A 15,908-nucleotide genomic window follows, 5' to 3' on the forward strand; every position below is an offset into this window, starting at 1 on the left:
GTTCGGGGCGACGCTACGCGGTCGTTACCGCTGCGGCGTCAGGGCGACGCCTCAGCGGGACTGCTGGGCCGGGACACCGGCCGCGCGCTCGTCGTCGATCGGCGAGCCGGCCGCCGCCACCGCGGCACCGGTCAGCGTCGCCAGCATCTCGCGGACGTTGGTCAGCTGCGCGTTGATCGAGTCGCGGCGGTTCGTCAGCGCCGCGAGCTCGCGCTCCGACTCCGAACGGATCCGGTCGGCCTTGGCGTTCGCGTCGGCCACGATGTCCTCGGCCTGGCGCTGCGCCGTCTCCACCGTCTGACGGGCCCGGCGCTCCGCGTCCGTACGCAGCTTCTCGGCCTCCAGGCGGAGCTGCTCCGCGCGGTGCTCGATCTCCGCGAGGCGCTTCTCGGCCTTCGCCTGACGCGAGGCCAGGTCCCGCTCCGACTGCTCGCGGCGCTTCGCGAGGTTGGTCTCGAAGTCCGCGGCGGCCTGGGCGGCCTTGGCGCGGGTCTCCTCGAAGAGGGCGTCCGCCTCCTCGCGCTTCGACTGCGCGTCCTTCTGCGCCTCGGCGCGCAGCGTGTTGGCCTCGCCCTGCGCCTTCTCGACGATCCGGACGCCCTCGTCCTCGGCCTTCGCCTTCCGCTCCGACGCGAACGACTCCGCGTCGTTGCGCACCTGCTGGGCGGCCGACTCGGCCAGCTCGCGGTGCTGCTCGGCGGCGCGACGGGCCTCCTCACGCAGGTCCTTCGCCTCCTCCTCGGCGAGCCGGAGGATCTTCTCGACCCGGGCGCCGAGCCCCGCGTACGACGGCTCGGCGTCGGTGACCTGGGCCTGGGCGTTCTGCGTCTCGAGGTGGAGCTCCTCGATCCGCTTCTCCAGGGAGGTGATGCGGGACAGGGCGCTGTCGCGGTCGGACACGAGCTTGGTAATGCGGTCGTCCACCTGACCGCGGTCGTAACCGCGCCGCACGAGCTCGAAGCCGAAGGGGGAGGATGTGTCGCTCATGGGTTTCCTGTCGAATGAGACCGGTGAGGTGTTAGAGGGAATCCTAGGGGCCGAAGCGGCGTGTCATCGAGCGTATGCCCGTTTGATCTGGAGAATGTCCAGCCTTTTGAGTGGCTAGCCGTCCTGGGACTTGCCACCCGAACGAGTGGAACCCGCTGACGCGCCCGCCTTCGCACCCACCGCTCCCGGGGACTTGGGACCGGCCGACGGCGTCTCGAAAGACTCCAACGCCTCCAGTACGTCCTGGACACGGGAGATCTCGGCATTGATGTCCTTGCGGCGCCGCACGAGCACCTCCAGTTCGCGCTGCCCCTCGGCGACCGTCGTCTCCGCTTCGGCCAGCGCCTCCGCCCGGATGCGCTCGGCCTCGGCCTTGATGCCCTCCGCCTCCGCGACGAGCGAGGCCTTCTTCTGCTCGGCCTCCTTGAGGAGAGCCTCGGCCTTCCGCACGGCGGCGATGCGTACCTTGCTCGCCTCCGAACTCGCCTCGGACACCAGCTCCTTGGCCTTCTCCTCCGCCTCGGCGCGCTGCTCCGTCGCGGCCTTCACCAGGTTGTCGACCCGCTCGCCCGCCGTCTTCATCTGCTCGGCGCTCTCGCGGCGCGCCCGCTCGTGCAGGTCCTCGATCTCGCCCTCGATGCGGCCCCGCAGCTCCTCGGCCCGGTCCCTTATGGCCGTCGCGTCGCTGCGCGCCCCGACCAGCAGCTCGTCCGCGTCCGTACGGGCCTTCTCCACCAGCGAGTTGCCCTCGACGGTCGCCTCGGCCACGATCCGCTCGGCCTCCTTACGGGCCGCGCCGACCATCGTGTCGGCCTGCGTCTCGGCCTCGGTGGTCGCGCGCAGCGCCTCCTCCTGGGCCTTGGCGACGAGCTGGTCCGCCTGCTCCGCCGCGTCCGAACGCTTCCGCGCGCCGGCCTCCCGGGCGTCGTCGAGCGTCCGGTCCGCCTCCTCGCGGGCCTCCGCGCGCATCTGCTCGGCGGCCGCCTCGGCCGCCGCGCCGAGCCGCTCCGACTCGGCACGGATCCGCTCCGCGTCCTGCCGCGCGGAGCCCACGGTGGCCTCCGCCTCGGCGCGGGCGTCCGCCGTCACGGCGTCCGCGAGCTCGCCCGCCTCACGGGTGAGCCGCTCGGCCTCCGCCGTCGACTCGCGGGCGATCCGCTCGGCCTCGGCGGTGGCCTCGGCGATGAGGGCGTCGGCCTGCTCGGCGGCGTCGCTGCGGCGCTTGTCGGCGGCCTTGCGGGCCTCGTCGAGGACCTGCTCCCCGTCCGCNGGCCTCGGCGATGAGGGCGTCGGCCTGCTCGGCGGCGTCGCTGCGGCGCTTGTCGGCGGCCTTGCGGGCCTCGTCGAGGACCTGCTCCCCGTCCGCGAGGGCCGCGTTCCGCAGGGCCTGCGCGTGCGCCTCCCCGTCGATCTTGACCTGTTCGGCCTCGGTACGGAGCCGCAGGGCGTCCTGCTCGGTGGTCTCCATCAGCTCGACCGCCTCGGCGGTGAGCCGCTCGGCCTCGGCGGAGGACTCCCGCGCGATCCGCTCCGCCTCGGTGGTGGCCTCGGCGATGAGGGCGTCGGCCTGCTCGGCGGCGTCGCTGCGGCGCTTGTCGGCGGCCTTGCGGGCCTCGTCGAGGACCTGCTCCCCGTCCGNGGCCTCGGCGATGAGGGCGTCGGCCTGCTCGGCGGCGTCGCTGCGGCGCTTGTCGGCGGCCTTGCGGGCCTCGTCGAGGACCTGCTCCCCGTCCGCGACCGCGGCCGCCCGCAGCGCCTCCGCGTGCGCCTCCCCGTCGGCCTTGACCTGTTCGGCCTCGGTACGGAGCCGCAGGGCGTCCTGCTCGGCGGTCTCCATCAGCTCGACCGCCTCGGCGGTGAGCCGCTCGGCCTCGGCGGTCGACTCGCGGGTGACCCGCTCCGCCTCCGTGGTGGCCTCCGCGAGCAGCGCGTCGGCCTGCTCGGCCGCGTCGCTGCGGCGCTTGTCCGCGGCCTTGCGGGCCTCGTCGAGGACCTGCTCCGCCTCGGCGGCGATCCGCTCCGCCTCCGTACGGGCCTCGCCGACCACCGACTCGGCGCGCTCGGCGGCCTCCGAACGGATCCGGTTCGCGTCCTCCCGCGCGTCCGCACGGGTCCGGGCCGCGTCCTGCTCGGCCGAGGCCAGCGAATCCGTCGCCTCGGTCCGCACCCGCTGCGCGTACTCGGCGGTGTCCGCCCGCAGCTTCTCCGCCTCCGCGAGCGCGTCCGTGACGGTCCGCTCGGCCAGCGCCTTCGCGGCCTCCGTCTCCTCCTGCACCCGCGCCCGGATGCGGGCGGCGTCCTCCGACGCCCGCTCCCGCTCCTCGTACGCGTCGGAGCGGACCCGGTCCGCCTCCTCCTGTGCCTCGGACCGCGTCCGCTCGGCCGCGTGCTCGGCGGCGCTGCGCAGCCCGGCGATCTCCTCCTCGGCCTGCTCGCGCAGACCCGCCACCGAGTCCCGGACCTCCTGGGCGGTCTGTTCGGCCGCGGTGACCATCTCGGTCGCCCGCGCGTCCGCCTCCTCCACCAGCCGCTGCGCCTCGGTCTGCGCGTCCTCGACGCGCTTGCGGGCGGCGGCGAGCAGGTCCTCGGACTGCGCGCGGGCGTGCTCGCGCTCCCGGCCGGCCTCGGAACGGGCCGACTCCAGGGTCTCCTCCGCCTCCCGGCGGCGCCGGACGGCCTCCTCCTGCGCGGCGGCCAGCGCCTCGGCGGCCTCGGCGGCGACCCGCTCCGCGGCGGCGGCGGCCTCGCCACGCACCCGGTCGGCGGTCTCCTGGGCCTCGGTCCGCAGCCGCTCGGACTCCTCGGCGGCCTCGGTGCGGAGCCGTACCGCCGCGGTCTCCGCCTCCGTACGCGTGGTCGACGCGTCCGACGCGGCCTCGGCGCGCAGCCGCTCGGCCTCCTGCTCCGCCTGCTCCTGGAGCGTACGGACCCGCTCGGCGGCCTCGGTCCGCAGCCGCTCCGTCTCCTCGGCGGCCTCGCGCCGGATCAGCTCGCCCTCGGCACGCGCGTCGGTGAGCTCCTCCCCGGCGGCCGCGACCTTCGCCTCGGCGTCGGTGTGCAGCCGGGTCAGCTCCTCGGCGGCCTCGGCGCGACGGGCCTCGGCGGCCCGCTCGGCGTCCGCGCGCAGTCCGGCGGCGGCCTCCTCGGCCGCCCCCTTCACCGCGTCGGCCTGCTCCTCGGCCTCGGTTCGCAGCCGCTCGGCCTCGGCGCGGGTGCGCTCCAGGGTCTCCTCGGCCTGGGTCCGGAGCGTCTGGGCGCGCTCCATCGCCTCCGACTTGACCCGCTCGCTCTCGGCGCCGGCCTTGGTCCGCAGCTCGTCGGCGTCGGTACGGGCCTTGGTCAGCAGCTCCTCGGCGGTCCTGGCCGCCTCCTCGATCTGCTGGAGGGCCTCGCGCCGGGCCTCGCCGCGGATCCGCTCGCCCTCGTCGATGGCCTCGGCGCGCAGCTGCTCGGCCTCGCCGCGCAGCCGCCGGGCCTCCTCCTGGAGCTCGACCGTCTTGGCCCGGTACTCCTTGGTGTCGTCCTTCGCCGAGCCCAGCAGCTCGTCGGCCTTGTCCCCGGCCTCGGCGCGCAGCCGGTCGGCCTCGGTCTCGGCCTCGCGGCGGACCCGCTCGGCCTCCTCGGTGGCCTTGCGGGTGGTCTCGCGGGCGTCCTCGGACGCCTTGGTGAGGATCTCCTCGGCGCTGCGGGCGGCCTTGGCGAGCGCGGCGGCGGAGTCCTCGGCGGCGGCCGTGACGGCCTTCTCGGAGGCCTCGGTGACGAGCTTCTCCGCCTCGGCGGTCGCCTCGCGCAGCTTCTCCTCGGCCTCGGCCTTGAGGGCCTCGGCGTCCTTGGTGGCCTCGCCGACGAGGCGGGCGATCTCGGCCTTGGCGGTGCGGGTGCGCTGCTCGTTGACCGACTCGGCGTTCGCGAGCTGCTTGGCGGCGGAGTCCTTGGCCTCGGTGAGGGCCTTCTCGGCCTCGGCGCGGGCGACCCGCAGCTTCTCCTCGGCCTCCTGCATGCGCTGCTCGGCGGCGCGGGACAGCTCGGTGGCCTGGCGGCGGGCCTGGTCGGTCTCGGCGGTGGTGGTCGAGCGCAGCTGCTCGGCGTGGCTGGTGGCCTCCTGCGCCTGGCTGGACGCGGCGCTCAGAAGACGCTCGGCGTCCTTGCGGGCGCGCAGCAGAATCGCTTCGGCCTCGGCGCGGGCCGTTTCGGCCTCGGTGCCGGCGCGGCGGCTGGTCTCCTCGGCGAGCCGGGTGGCCTCGGCGCGGGCGGCGGCCAGCGACTGCTCGGCCTCCGCGCGGGACTCCTCCATCAGGCGGCGGGCCTGGGACTCCGTACGGGCGCGGAGCTGCTCGGCCCAGGCGACGTTCTCGTTGACGTGCGCCTCGACGGTCTGCCGGCGCTCGTTGAGCTCCTGGTCCAGCTGCTGGCGGCGCTGCACGGCCTCGTTGTGCAGCTCGGCCTGGAGCCGGGCCTGGTGCTCGGCGTGCTCCTGGAGGATGCGCTGCGTCTGGGCGCGGGCGTCGCGCAGCTCGCGCTCGGCGTCCTGGCGCAGCTGCTCGGCCTGCGCCTGCGCGTTCCGCAGCAGCTGCTCGGCCTGGTAACCGATGTCGGCGCTGTCGTACGCCGGCCGGGACGCGATGGTGCGGCGCGCCTCGTGGAGCTTGGCGCGCAACACCTCGACCTGGTAACCGAGGTCCTCGGCGTGCTGGACGGCCTTCTCGCGTTCGGTCTTCAGCCGGTCCATCTCGGCTTCGAACCTGGCGAGATGGTCGTCTTCAGCTCGGTGGCTCTCCTGGCGTTCGTAGCCCCGCACTGCGCGGTCCCATCCTTCCCCGAGCTCTTCGAGCAGGGGATACCCCAACCCTGGTCGCAACTCCTGCGAGAACGCCCTCTCGGCCGAGGACGGACTCCCGGGGAATCGTGGCAGATCGGACGACCCCGACATCCCGACTTCGATGCCGCACGGGCAGCCCCGACCGGCCCCGGCCCGGAGCCGCCCACTCTACCGGGCCAGGAATCCGGAGGTCAGTGCTCCGCTGAGGAGTGGTCAGCGGACGGCTCGGCGGAGGTGACCAGTTCGGTGAGCACTCCGTGGCAGTCCTTGGGGTGGAGGAAGGTGATCCGGGAGCCCATCGAGCCGATCCGCGGCTCGTCGTAGAGGACCCGGACGCCCTTGCCGCGGATGGCCTCCGCGTCACCGTCGACGTCGGCCGTGCCGAACGCGATGTGGTGCACGCCCTCGCCGTTCTTGGCGAGCCACTTGCCCACCGCGGAGTCCTCCCGGGTCGGCTCCAGGAGCTGGAGGTACGAGGCCCCGCCGTCCGAGGTCCCGTTGATCTTGAGCATGGCCTCGCGGACGCCCTGTTCCTCGTTGACCTCGGAGTGGAAGACCTCGAAACCGTACGTGGCACGGTAGAACTCGACGGTCTTGTCCAGGTCGAAACAGGCGATCCCGATGTGGTCGATTCGCGTCAGCATTCCTCCAGTGCAACGCCAGGAAGGTGGTTACGCAACGTGCGCGCCGTCACACCGGCTGCCCGGTGACCGGGCGCCGCGCGCCTCAGTACATTGGCGGTAAACCCTCGTTCACTTCTCATCCCTAGGGGCCGTGCCTCATGTCTGGAACGACCGGTACCACCTCAGTGATCGTCGCGGGCGCCCGCACGCCCATGGGTCGCCTGCTCGGCTCGCTCAAGTCCTTCTCGGGCGCGGAGCTCGGCGGCTTCGCGATCAAGGCCGCCCTCGACCGGGCCGGCATCGGCGGCGACCAGGTGCAGTACGTGATCATGGGCCAGGTGCTCCAGGCGGGCGCCGGCCAGATCCCCGCCCGCCAGGCCGCCGTCAAGGCCGGCATCCCGATGAACGTCCCCGCGCTCACCATCAACAAGGTGTGTCTGTCGGGTCTCGACGCCATCGCGCTCGCCGACCAGCTGATCCGTGCCGGCGAGTTCGACATCGTGGTCGCCGGCGGCCAGGAGTCGATGACCAACGCCCCGCACCTGCTGCCGAAGTCCCGCGAGGGCTTCAAGTACGGCGCCATCGAGATGCTCGACGCCATGGCGTACGACGGCCTCACCGACGCCTTCGAGAACATCGCGATGGGCGAGTCCACCGAGAAGCACAACACCCGCCTCGGCATCAAGCGCCCCGAGCAGGACGAGATCGCCGCGCTGTCGCACCAGCGCGCCGCCGCCGCCCAGAAGAACGGCATCTTCGAGGCCGAGATCACCCCGGTCGAGATCCCGCAGCGCAAGGGCGACCCGGTGATCTTCGCCAAGGACGAGGGCATCCGCGCGGAGACCACCGCCGAGTCCCTCGGCAAGCTCCGCCCGGCCTTCGCCAAGGACGGCACGATCACCGCCGGCACCTCCTCGCAGATCTCCGACGGCGCCGCCGCCGTGGTCGTGATGAGCAAGGCCAAGGCCGAGGAGCTGGGCCTGGAGTGGATCGCCGAGATCGGCGCCCACGGCAACGTCGCGGGCCCGGACAACTCGCTGCAGTCGCAGCCGTCCAACGCGATCCTGCACGCCCTCCGGAAGGACGGCCTGACGGTCGGGGACCTCGACCTGATCGAGATCAACGAGGCCTTCGCCGCGGTCGCCGTCCAGTCGATGAAGGACCTCGGCGTCACCTCCGAGAAGGTGAACGTCAACGGTGGCGCCATCGCCCTCGGCCACCCCATCGGCATGTCCGGCGCCCGTGTGGTGCTGCACCTCGCCCTGGAGCTCAAGCGGCGCGGCGGCGGCGTCGGCGCGGCGGCCCTGTGCGGCGGCGGCGGTCAGGGCGACGCGCTGATCGTCCGCGTCCCCGGCAACGGCAAGTAGTTCCGGATCTAAGGAGCAACGCACATGGTGGACGTCCCCGCTCTGGTCACCCAGGCACGGGAGGGCAGGCCGCGGGCCGTGGCCCGGCTGATCTCGCTCGTGGAGGGGGCGTCCCCGCAGCTGCGCGAGGTCATGGCGGCGCTGGCACCGCTCACCGGCGGCGCGTACGTGGTGGGCCTGACCGGCTCGCCCGGTGTCGGCAAGTCCACGTCGACCTCCGCGCTGGTCTCCGCCTACCGGCGGGCCGGCAAGCGGGTCGGCGTGCTCGCCGTCGACCCGTCCTCGCCGTTCAGCGGGGGAGCGCTCCTCGGTGACCGGGTCCGGATGTCGGACCACGCCTCCGACCCGGGCGTCTACATCCGCTCGATGGCGACCCGCGGCCACCTCGGCGGGCTCGCCTGGTCCGCCCCGCAGGCCATCCGCGTCCTGGACGCGGCCGGCTGCGAGGTGATCCTCGTGGAGACCGTCGGCGTCGGTCAGTCGGAGGTCGAGATCGCCTCCCAGGCCGACACCTCGGTCGTCCTGCTCGCGCCGGGCATGGGCGACGGCATCCAGGCCGCGAAGGCGGGCATCCTGGAGATCGGCGACGTGTACGTGGTGAACAAGGCCGACCGGGACGGCGCGGACGCCACCGCGCGCGAGCTCAACCACATGCTGGGTCTGGGCGAGGCGCGCGGCCCCGGCGACTGGCGGCCGCCGATCGTCAAGACGGTCGCGGCGCGCGGCGAGGGCATCGACGAGGTCGTGGAGGCGCTGGAGAAGCACCGCGCCTGGATGGAGGAGCACGGGGTGCTCGCGGAGCGCCGCCGGGCCCGCGCGGCCCGCGAGGTCGAGACCATCGCGGTCACCGCCCTGCGCGAGCGGATCGGCGACCTGCACGGCGACCGGCGCCTGGACGCGCTGGCCGAGCGGATCGTGGCGGGCGGCCTCGACCCGTACGCGGCCTCCGACGAGCTGGTCGCGAGCCTGACCGGAAACTGATCCCCCGTACGTACGAGAAGGGCCTCCCCGGTCGTCCCGGGGAGGCCCTTCCCGTGTCTCTGCGTATGTCAGGTCGCGGGTCGGGTCACGGCTTCCCGCGCCGTCCGCGCAGCTGCTCCGCGACGGGCTTCAGCGACTCGTGGAGGTCGCCGAGGGCCTCCGCGCCGATCTGGTCGATGAAGTGCTTGCGCACGGACTCGACGTGGTGCGGGGCGACCTTGTGCATGGTCTCCATGCCGGCGTCGGTGAGGACGGCGTAGAGCCCGCGCCGGTCGGACTCGCAGTTCTCGCGCCGCACGAGGCCCGCGTTCTCCATGCGGGTGATCTGGTGCGAGAGCCGGCTCTTCGACTGGAGGGTGGCCGCGGCGAGGTCGCTCATGCGCAGCCGCCGCTCCGCCGACTCCGAGAGGTTGACGAGGATCTCGTAGTCGTTCATCGTCAGGCCGAAGGGCTGGAGGTCCCGCTCCAGCTGGTACGTCAGCATTCTCTGGACGTCCAGGAACGTGCGCCACGCACACTGCTCGGCGTCGGTGAGCCACGGGGTGGCGGTCTCGGTCTCCATATGTGGATTCTACCTAAGAAGTTGAATACTTGACGAAGTCTGGGAGCGCGCGTTCGAGGACGTCACACTCCGCAGACTACCGCTCACAGACCGAAGCGCCGCTGGAGGTCGCCGAGCTGGCCGGGAAGGCGCGGTACCGAGCCCGGCATGCCCTGGCCGGAACCGTGCGCCCCCTGCCCGCCGGGGACACCCGCCTGCGCCGGGGGCGCGCCGATCGCGCGGTCCGCCATCAGCAGCTCCGTCGACTGCAGCAGCACCGTGCCCGCGCCCACGAACTCGAACTGGTGCTCCTCGCCCGAGGTGCCGCCGATGCCCGTCAGTGCCCGGACGCCGCCCATCACGCCCGTCATGTAGCCGTGGTCGTAGTGGTGGCAGGGGGAGGGGCAGTCCGCCCAGCCCACCAGGGCCTGCGGGTCCACCCGCATCGGCGGCTCCATGAAGACCACCGGGCCGTTGGACGCCGCCACGAACTTGCCGGTGCCGATCAGCGTCACGAAGCCCGGCACGATCGACTGCTTCAGCGCCAGCGTGGGCTGATAGGCCAGGAGGTTGCCCGAACGGATCGTCAGGTTGCCCTCGTCCAGGTCGAAGGAGTTCACGTCGAACGACCGGTCCGCGAGCAGCATCTTCCCGCTGCCCTCCGCGACCACCCAGTCGCTCGCGTGCAGCGGCGAATGGAAGGAGGTGCGGACCAGCCGGTCGAGCCGCCCGTGCCCGATGCCGTTGAACTCGATCCGCCCGTAGTAGGCGATCATCTTGCCCTTCTGCAGGAACCACTGGGAGCCCTTGAGCTCCACGCAGAAGGTGTACGGATTCACGTTGTCGTCCGACGGCAGCGTCGTCGGGTCGTGGATCACCGGGGTGCTCACAGCTTCTCCTCCGAGGCCTGGACGTACACCGCGCCGCTGCCGCTCAGCTCCAGCTGGAAGGCCTCGCCCGAGCCGCGGCCCACCATGTCGCGCCAGCCCAGCGCGGTGGACAGCTTGTTCCGTACGTCGCCGTGATGGGCCACGTACGCCTGCGGGTCCACATGGACCGGCCGGCCCGGGGAGATCGGCAGCTCGATCACGCCGCCGTGCGCCATGACGGCCACCGAGCCGTGGCCCTTCAGGGTGGTGGTGAAGAGGCCCTGGCCGGTCACCTGGCCGCGGACCATGCCCATGACCCCGCCCTGCGAGCCCATGAACATCGTGCCCTGCTCCAGGGTGCCGTCGAAGGCGAGCAGCCGGTCGGCCTCCACGTACAGGGTCTCGCCGGTCAGCGCGATCACCTGGATGTGGTGGCCGCCGTGCCCGAACATCACCGTGCCGTTGCCCTCGACCGTCATCAGCGGGGTCGCCTCGCCGGCCACCCGGCGGCCGATCATCGACATCAGGCCGCCCTGGCCGCCCGCGATGTTCGGCGTGAAACTGACGTCGCCGCGGTACGCGAGCATCGCGCCGCGCTGACTGAACATCCGCTGCCCGGGGACGACGGTCGCCTCGACCATCTTCGAGTTGATCTCACGGAACGGCATCAGTCCTCCTCGTTCGCTTCTCCGCCCCCGCGGCGCAGAGGTGCGGACATCGTCGTCGTCTGCGGCCCGGCGGCCGCGCGTGCGACGCTCACACATCACCCCCGATGGTGTTCCGCTCGCTCGGCTGGACGTACACGAGCCCGTCGCCCTCGAAGCGGATCTGGAAGGCCTCGCCGCCGCCCTCGCCCATGAGGGTGCGGAAGGTCACCCCGGACTGGAGGTGCTGCTGGAGGTTGCCCTGGTGCGCGATGTACGCGCCCGGGTCGACCTGGAGCGGGTACTGCGGGGTCACCCGCAGCACCACCGCCGGGCCGTCGGACATGATCGCCGCCTGGCCCGTGCCCTCCACCGTCGTGGTGAAGAGGCCGTTGCCGGTCGCGCCGCCGCGCAGACCCGTGAAGGTCGTGCCGGTGCGCAGGCCCGCGTCGGTGCAGAGCAGGTTGCTCGCCTCCACCCACAGCTTCTCGCCGTGCAGCGAGACGAGGTTGATCTCGGCGGCCCGGTCGGCGAACCAGCAGGTCCCCTGGCCGCGCACCTCCATCACCTCCATCTGCTCACCCGTGAGCCGACGGGTCACCATGCCGCGCAGGCCCTCACCGCCGCCACTCATCTTCTTGAACGCCATCTGGCCGTCGTAGGCGACCATCGAGCCGTTCTTCGCCTTGACGGCGTCGCCGGTCATGGACACGGCGAGCACTCTGCTGCCCTGGAGTCGGAACGTTGCCACCCGAGGAAGGTACTGGGGACCCGGTCAAAGGAACAGCAAAGTCTCCGTGCACAATGGTCGGGCCCTTGTGCATCCGTTCACAAGATCGAACGAAGGTGACCCCCTCCGTGGACCTCAAGACCGCTTCCTCCCTCCACCGGCTCCGTCTCGTCTCCGCGCCGGAGGCCGTCTCGTTCCTGCTCCTGCTGGTCTGCTCGGTGCTCAAGCGGACGACGGACTTCAACGCGGTGCCGGTCATGGGCGCGATCCACGGCGTGCTGTTCGTCCTCTACGTCCTCTTCTGGCTCGACGCCTGGAACCGCACCAAGTGGAGCTTCGGCACCGCCGCGCTGTACTTCGTCCTCTCGGTGCTGCCCCTGGGCGGCTTCTACGCCGAGCGGAAGCTGAAGCGCGAGGCCGAGGACGCGGTCATGGCCTCCCGCGCCCGCGCCGCCGCCGCCGAGGGCGCGGTGAACGCATGATCGTCGCGTTCTCCGTGACCCCGCTGGGTGTGGGGGAGGAGGTCGGCGAGTACGTCGCCGACGCCGTCCGGGTCGTCCGCGAGTCCGGGCTCCCGAACCGTACGGACGCCATGTTCACGTCCATCGAGGGCGAGTGGGACGAGGTCATGGACGTCGTGAAGCGCGCCGTCGCCGCCGTGGAGGCGCGGGCGCCGCGCGTCTCGGTGGTGCTGAAGGCCGACATCCGGCCCGGCGTCACCGACGGCCTGACCGCGAAGGTCGCGACGGTGGAACGCCACCTCGACGCCTGACGCCTGACGCCTGACCCCGACCCGTCGTTCCGAGCCTGACGCAGGCCCGTGACGCGCCTGCGAAGCCCCCGGTCCCGAACCCGCCGTTCGGGACCGGGGGCTTCTTCGTGTCGCATGGTTGAGCGACTGCTCAAAATCGGCTACCTTCCCCCTCGTGGCAGTTTTGAGCAGTCGCTCAAAATGCCGGACGGGCTGGGGGAACGCCATGGGTCTCTCCATCGAGACGCGGGTCCACGCGGACCTGGAAACGCTCCGGGAACGCACGCAGGAGCCCGGCTTCCAGCCGCAGTGGGACCTCCGTTCCGCCGAGATCCCCCCACTGCCGCCGACCGGGGGCCGGTCCCGGAGCTTCCGGTACGCGACCCGCGTCCTGCCCTTCCTGGCCGTCGCCGGCACCGGTGTCTCCGCGGGGGAGCGCCACCGGGCCGGCGGCGACCGGGTCTCCGCCCTCCGGTTCTCCTCGTCGCACCCGCTGTCGCCGCTGGAGGAGGGCAGCGGCCACTGGCGGTACGTGCCCACCCGGGACGGCGTCCGCTTCCTCGCCGGCTACGACCACCGCCCCCGCTGGGGCGGCTTCGGCCGCATGGCCGACCGGCTCCTGTTCCGGCCCCTGATGGGCTGGGCCACCGCCCGGTCCTTCGACCGGCTGCGGCTCTGGTGCGAGCGGGGGATCACCCCGGACCGCTCGCGGAACCGCCGGCTGCTCGAAGCCCTGGCCCGGGTGCTGCTCGTCGCCGTCCCCGTCGCCGTGACCCGGCTGCCCCTCGGGCTCGCGTCGCTCGCCGCCGTGCCGCTCACGATCCTCGGGCTCGCCGCCGCCGTCCTCGTACCGCCCTCGTCGCGGACCCCCGCGGCCCGGCGCTGTCCGCGCACGCCGCCCGCCCGCGCCCGGGCCCTCACCGCCGAGTACGCCGACGTACGCTCCCACGGGGTGCGCGCAGGGCTGCGCCCGGTGCGCGAGGAGGTGCGGGCGTGAGCCAGGACGTCACGGGTCCGAAGGGTCCCAGGGGTGCGAAGGCGCAGGACGCCCGCACCCTGGAGACCAGGGAGAAGCTGCTCGAAGGCGCCCTGCGGGTCCTGGTCGAGCAGGGCGTCGCCAAGGCCTCCGCCCGTGCCGTCGCGACCAGGGCCGGGGTCAACCAGGCCCTGGTCTTCTACCACTTCGGCACCGTCGACGAACTGCTCGCCGCCGCCTGCCGGCACGGCGCCGAGCTGCGCGTCGCCCGCCACCGGGAGCGGATGCGTTCCCTCGGCAGCCTCTCCGAGCTGCTCGCCTTCGGGCGCGAGCTGCACGCGGAGGAGCGGGAGGCCGGGCACGTGGCCTTCCTCGGCCAGCTGCTCGCGGGGGCGCAGGCGCACCCCCGGATGGTGCCGGCCACGGTCGCCGGGCTCGACCTGTGGATCGCCGAGATCGAACAGGTGCTCGTCCGGGTGCTGGCGGGGACCCCGCTGGCCGAGTTCACCGACCCCGCCGGACTCTCCCGCGCGGTCGCCGCCTCCTTCGTCGGGCTCGAACTGTACGAGGGCGTCGATCCGTCCGGCGCGGAGGCCGCCTTCGCGGCCCTCGAACAACTCGGTGCGCTGATGGCGGCCGTCGAGGAGCTCAACCCCGTCGCCCGAAAGGCCGTCACCTACACGCTGCGGCGGCAGAGCGCCCGGACCCGCTGACACCGCCCACTCGGACGACTCCAGTCGACACGCCAGTCGTTTGCCCCTTTTGTTGGGGTATCGGCATGTTCGACGACAGCTGGAGGCACCGTGCGGCCGGAAGGCTACGACTACGACACCTACAGCCGACTCGCCGGTCCGCTCACGGAACCGGACCAGGTGGCCTACCAGGTGCAGTACCGGAGTCTGCTCGCGAAGGAGCCGCACCGAATACGAGCCGTCCTCCTCATGAGCCTCGCGCCGGTCCTCTCGGCCGTCCTCCTGGCCTACCTCGTCTGGCCGAGCCACTGGACCGTCCGCGAGGGCGGCGAGGAATGGCTCGTCCACCTCGACACCGTGATGCTCGTGTCGATCGGCCTCATCTGCTTCTTCATGCTGGTGAACGTCACGTCGATCGCCCACGCCACCATGGTCGCCCGTGACCCGATACCCGTGTACGCCGAGCAGGGCACCCGCGTCGCCTTCCTCACCACGTACGTCCCGGGCAAGGAACCGCTCGCCATGGTCCGCGGCACCCTCGAAGGCGCCACCCGGCTCCGGCACGACGGCCCGCTCGACATCTGGCTCCTCGACGAGGGCGACTCCGACGAGGCCAGGGCGCTCTGCGACGAACTCGGCGTCCGTCACTTCACCCGCGCCGGCGTCCCCGAGTGGAACCGCAGGAAGGGCCCGCACAAGGCGAGGACCAAGCACGGCAACTACAACGCCTGGCTCGCCCTGCACGGCGACGACTACGACTACTTCGCGTCCGTGGACACCGACCACGTCCCGCTCCCCAACTTCCTGGAACGGATGCTCGGTTACTTCCGCGACCCCGACATCGCCTTCGTCGTCGGCCCGCAGGTGTACGGCAACTACACCAACATCGTCACCAAGGCCGCCGAGTCGCAGCAGTTCCTCTTCCACGCCCTCATCCAGCGCGCCGGGAACCGCTACCACGCGCCCATGTTCGTCGGCACGAACAACGTCGTCCGGATCTCCGCCCTCCAGCAGATCGGCGGCCTGTACGACTCCGTCACCGAGGACATGGCCACCGGCTTCGAACTGCACCGCAGGAAGAACCCGCGCACCGGCCGCTTCTGGCGCTCCGTCTACACCCCCGACGTGCTCGCCGTGGGCGAGGGACCGGCCTCCTGGACCGACTTCTTCACCCAGCAGCTCCGCTGGTCCCGGGGCACGTACGAGACGATCGTCAAGCAGTTCTGGAAGGCGCCCTTCCGCACGCCGCCGGGCCGCTTCCTCAACTACACCCTGATGCTCGTCTACTACCCGATGACGGCCGTCAACTGGTTCGTCGGCATCCTCAGCTGCGTCCTCTACCTCTGGCTCGGCGCCTCCGGCACCCAGGTCTCCACCCATGTGTGGCTGATGATCTACAGCGACGCCGTCGCCCTCCAGATCGGCCTCTACCTCTGGAACCGGCGGCACAACGTCTCGCCCCACGAACCCGAGGGCTCCGGCGGCCTCGCCGGCATGGCGATGTCCGCGCTCTCCGCGCCCATCTACCTCAAGTCCCTCGGCTCGGCGGTGCTGCGCACCCGGGGCCGCTTCGTCGTCACCCCCAAGGGCGGCGAGGCCAGTCCCGACCGGCTGCTCACCTTCCGCATCCACCTCTTCTGGGCGGTGGTCCTCGTCGCCGCCCTGGCCGCCTCCGTCCACTTCGGCCACACCCACGCCGCCATGCGCACCTGGGCGTCCCTCGCCCTGCTCGTCTCGCTGGCCCCGGTGGCCCTGTGGGCCTGGACGGCCGTACGGGCCCGGCGCGTGCAGCGGGTCCGCGACCGCGCCAGGGCCCGCGCCCGCGCCCGCGGTCTCGCGGACGCCCGCGAGGGGGTCGGAGTCCTCCCCGCCGCCGTACCGCCCGCCGCCCCCGCACCCGCCCCCACGACGACCGGAGGGAACTGAGC

At 72.5% G+C, this 15,908-nt stretch carries 13 protein-coding genes and 3 pseudogenes; 7 read left to right on the forward strand and 9 right to left on the reverse strand.

Translation table 11 applies throughout. The annotated features are described in order from the left end of the window. Positions 1–51 precede the first annotated feature (51 nt). From ASD33_RS30035 to mce, 5 genes and pseudogenes are all read right to left on the reverse strand, one after another. The gene (locus ASD33_RS30035; RefSeq protein ID WP_056567574.1) at positions 52–987 is read right to left on the reverse strand and encodes a hypothetical protein; all 936 of its coding nucleotides are present in this window, start codon (positions 985–987) and stop codon (positions 52–54) included. Between the two features lie 114 nt (positions 988–1,101). Continuing rightward, a pseudogene (locus ASD33_RS34650) lies at positions 1,102–2,256 on the reverse strand (hypothetical protein); the annotation flags it as partial. Between the two features lies 1 nt (position 2,257). After that, positions 2,258–2,625 (reverse strand): annotated as a pseudogene (locus ASD33_RS36630) (hypothetical protein); the annotation flags it as partial. Between the two features lies 1 nt (position 2,626). Beyond that, positions 2,627–5,785: pseudogene (gene scy / locus ASD33_RS36635) on the reverse strand (polarized growth protein Scy); the annotation flags it as partial. A gap of 212 nt (positions 5,786–5,997) precedes the next feature. Then, positions 5,998–6,450: a methylmalonyl-CoA epimerase gene (gene mce / locus ASD33_RS30045; RefSeq protein WP_056567577.1), complete on the reverse strand. Its 453-nt coding sequence runs from the start codon at positions 6,448–6,450 to the stop codon at positions 5,998–6,000. A 137-nt stretch (positions 6,451–6,587) separates the two neighbouring features. Between mce and ASD33_RS30050 the strand changes: the two genes are divergently transcribed. Both ASD33_RS30050 and meaB read left to right on the forward strand, forming a co-directional pair. Beyond that, positions 6,588–7,796: an acetyl-CoA C-acetyltransferase gene (locus ASD33_RS30050; protein ID WP_056567582.1), complete on the forward strand. Its 1,209-nt coding sequence runs from the start codon at positions 6,588–6,590 to the stop codon at positions 7,794–7,796. Positions 7,797–7,820: 24 nt separating this feature from the next. Beyond that, a complete protein-coding gene (gene meaB / locus ASD33_RS30055; protein ID WP_056567586.1) occupies positions 7,821–8,777 on the forward strand; it encodes a methylmalonyl Co-A mutase-associated GTPase MeaB in 957 nt (318 codons plus the stop codon). Between the two features lie 85 nt (positions 8,778–8,862). On the opposite strand, the gene ASD33_RS30060 is transcribed toward meaB, so the two are convergent. The 4 genes from ASD33_RS30060 to ASD33_RS30075 form a co-directional block, all read right to left on the reverse strand. Beyond that, a complete protein-coding gene (locus ASD33_RS30060) occupies positions 8,863–9,339 on the reverse strand; it encodes a MarR family transcriptional regulator (protein ID WP_056567589.1) in 477 nt (158 codons plus the stop codon). A gap of 83 nt (positions 9,340–9,422) precedes the next feature. Beyond that, positions 9,423–10,208, reverse strand: a complete 786-nt coding sequence (locus ASD33_RS30065; RefSeq protein ID WP_056567592.1) for an AIM24 family protein — start codon at positions 10,206–10,208, stop codon at positions 9,423–9,425. After that, on the reverse strand, positions 10,205–10,855 hold the full coding sequence (locus ASD33_RS30070; protein ID WP_056567595.1) for an AIM24 family protein: 651 nt from the start codon (positions 10,853–10,855) through the stop codon (positions 10,205–10,207). Before ASD33_RS30070 ends, ASD33_RS30065 begins: the two co-directional genes overlap by 4 nt. Before the next feature lie 88 nt (positions 10,856–10,943). Continuing rightward, positions 10,944–11,582 (reverse strand): AIM24 family protein, encoded by a 639-nt coding sequence (locus ASD33_RS30075; protein WP_079045095.1) that lies wholly within the window; start codon positions 11,580–11,582, stop codon positions 10,944–10,946. A gap of 107 nt (positions 11,583–11,689) precedes the next feature. On the opposite strand from ASD33_RS30075, the gene ASD33_RS30080 reads away from it, so the two are divergent. From ASD33_RS30080 to ASD33_RS30100, 5 genes are all read left to right on the forward strand, one after another. After that, entirely contained in the window at positions 11,690–12,043 is a 354-nt protein-coding gene (locus tag ASD33_RS30080) for a DUF3817 domain-containing protein (protein WP_056568132.1), read from the forward strand. Then, a complete protein-coding gene (locus ASD33_RS30085; protein ID WP_056567598.1) occupies positions 12,040–12,333 on the forward strand; it encodes an MTH1187 family thiamine-binding protein in 294 nt (97 codons plus the stop codon). Before ASD33_RS30080 ends, ASD33_RS30085 begins: the two co-directional genes overlap by 4 nt. A 205-nt stretch (positions 12,334–12,538) precedes the next feature. Next, positions 12,539–13,309 (forward strand): hypothetical protein, encoded by a 771-nt coding sequence (locus ASD33_RS30090; protein WP_242426925.1) that lies wholly within the window; start codon positions 12,539–12,541, stop codon positions 13,307–13,309. 59 nt (positions 13,310–13,368) lie between these two features. Next, positions 13,369–14,001 carry a TetR/AcrR family transcriptional regulator gene (locus ASD33_RS30095; RefSeq protein ID WP_056568136.1) on the forward strand — a complete coding sequence of 211 codons (633 nt, stop codon included), beginning with the start codon at positions 13,369–13,371 and terminating at the stop codon, positions 13,999–14,001. Between the two features lie 90 nt (positions 14,002–14,091). Continuing rightward, positions 14,092–15,906 (forward strand): cellulose synthase catalytic subunit, encoded by a 1,815-nt coding sequence (locus ASD33_RS30100; RefSeq protein ID WP_056567601.1) that lies wholly within the window; start codon positions 14,092–14,094, stop codon positions 15,904–15,906. Positions 15,907–15,908 lie beyond the last annotated feature (2 nt).

The sequence above is a fragment of the Streptomyces sp. Root1304 genome, from assembly GCF_001426405.1.
Lineage (GTDB): Bacteria > Actinomycetota > Actinomycetes > Streptomycetales > Streptomycetaceae > Streptomyces.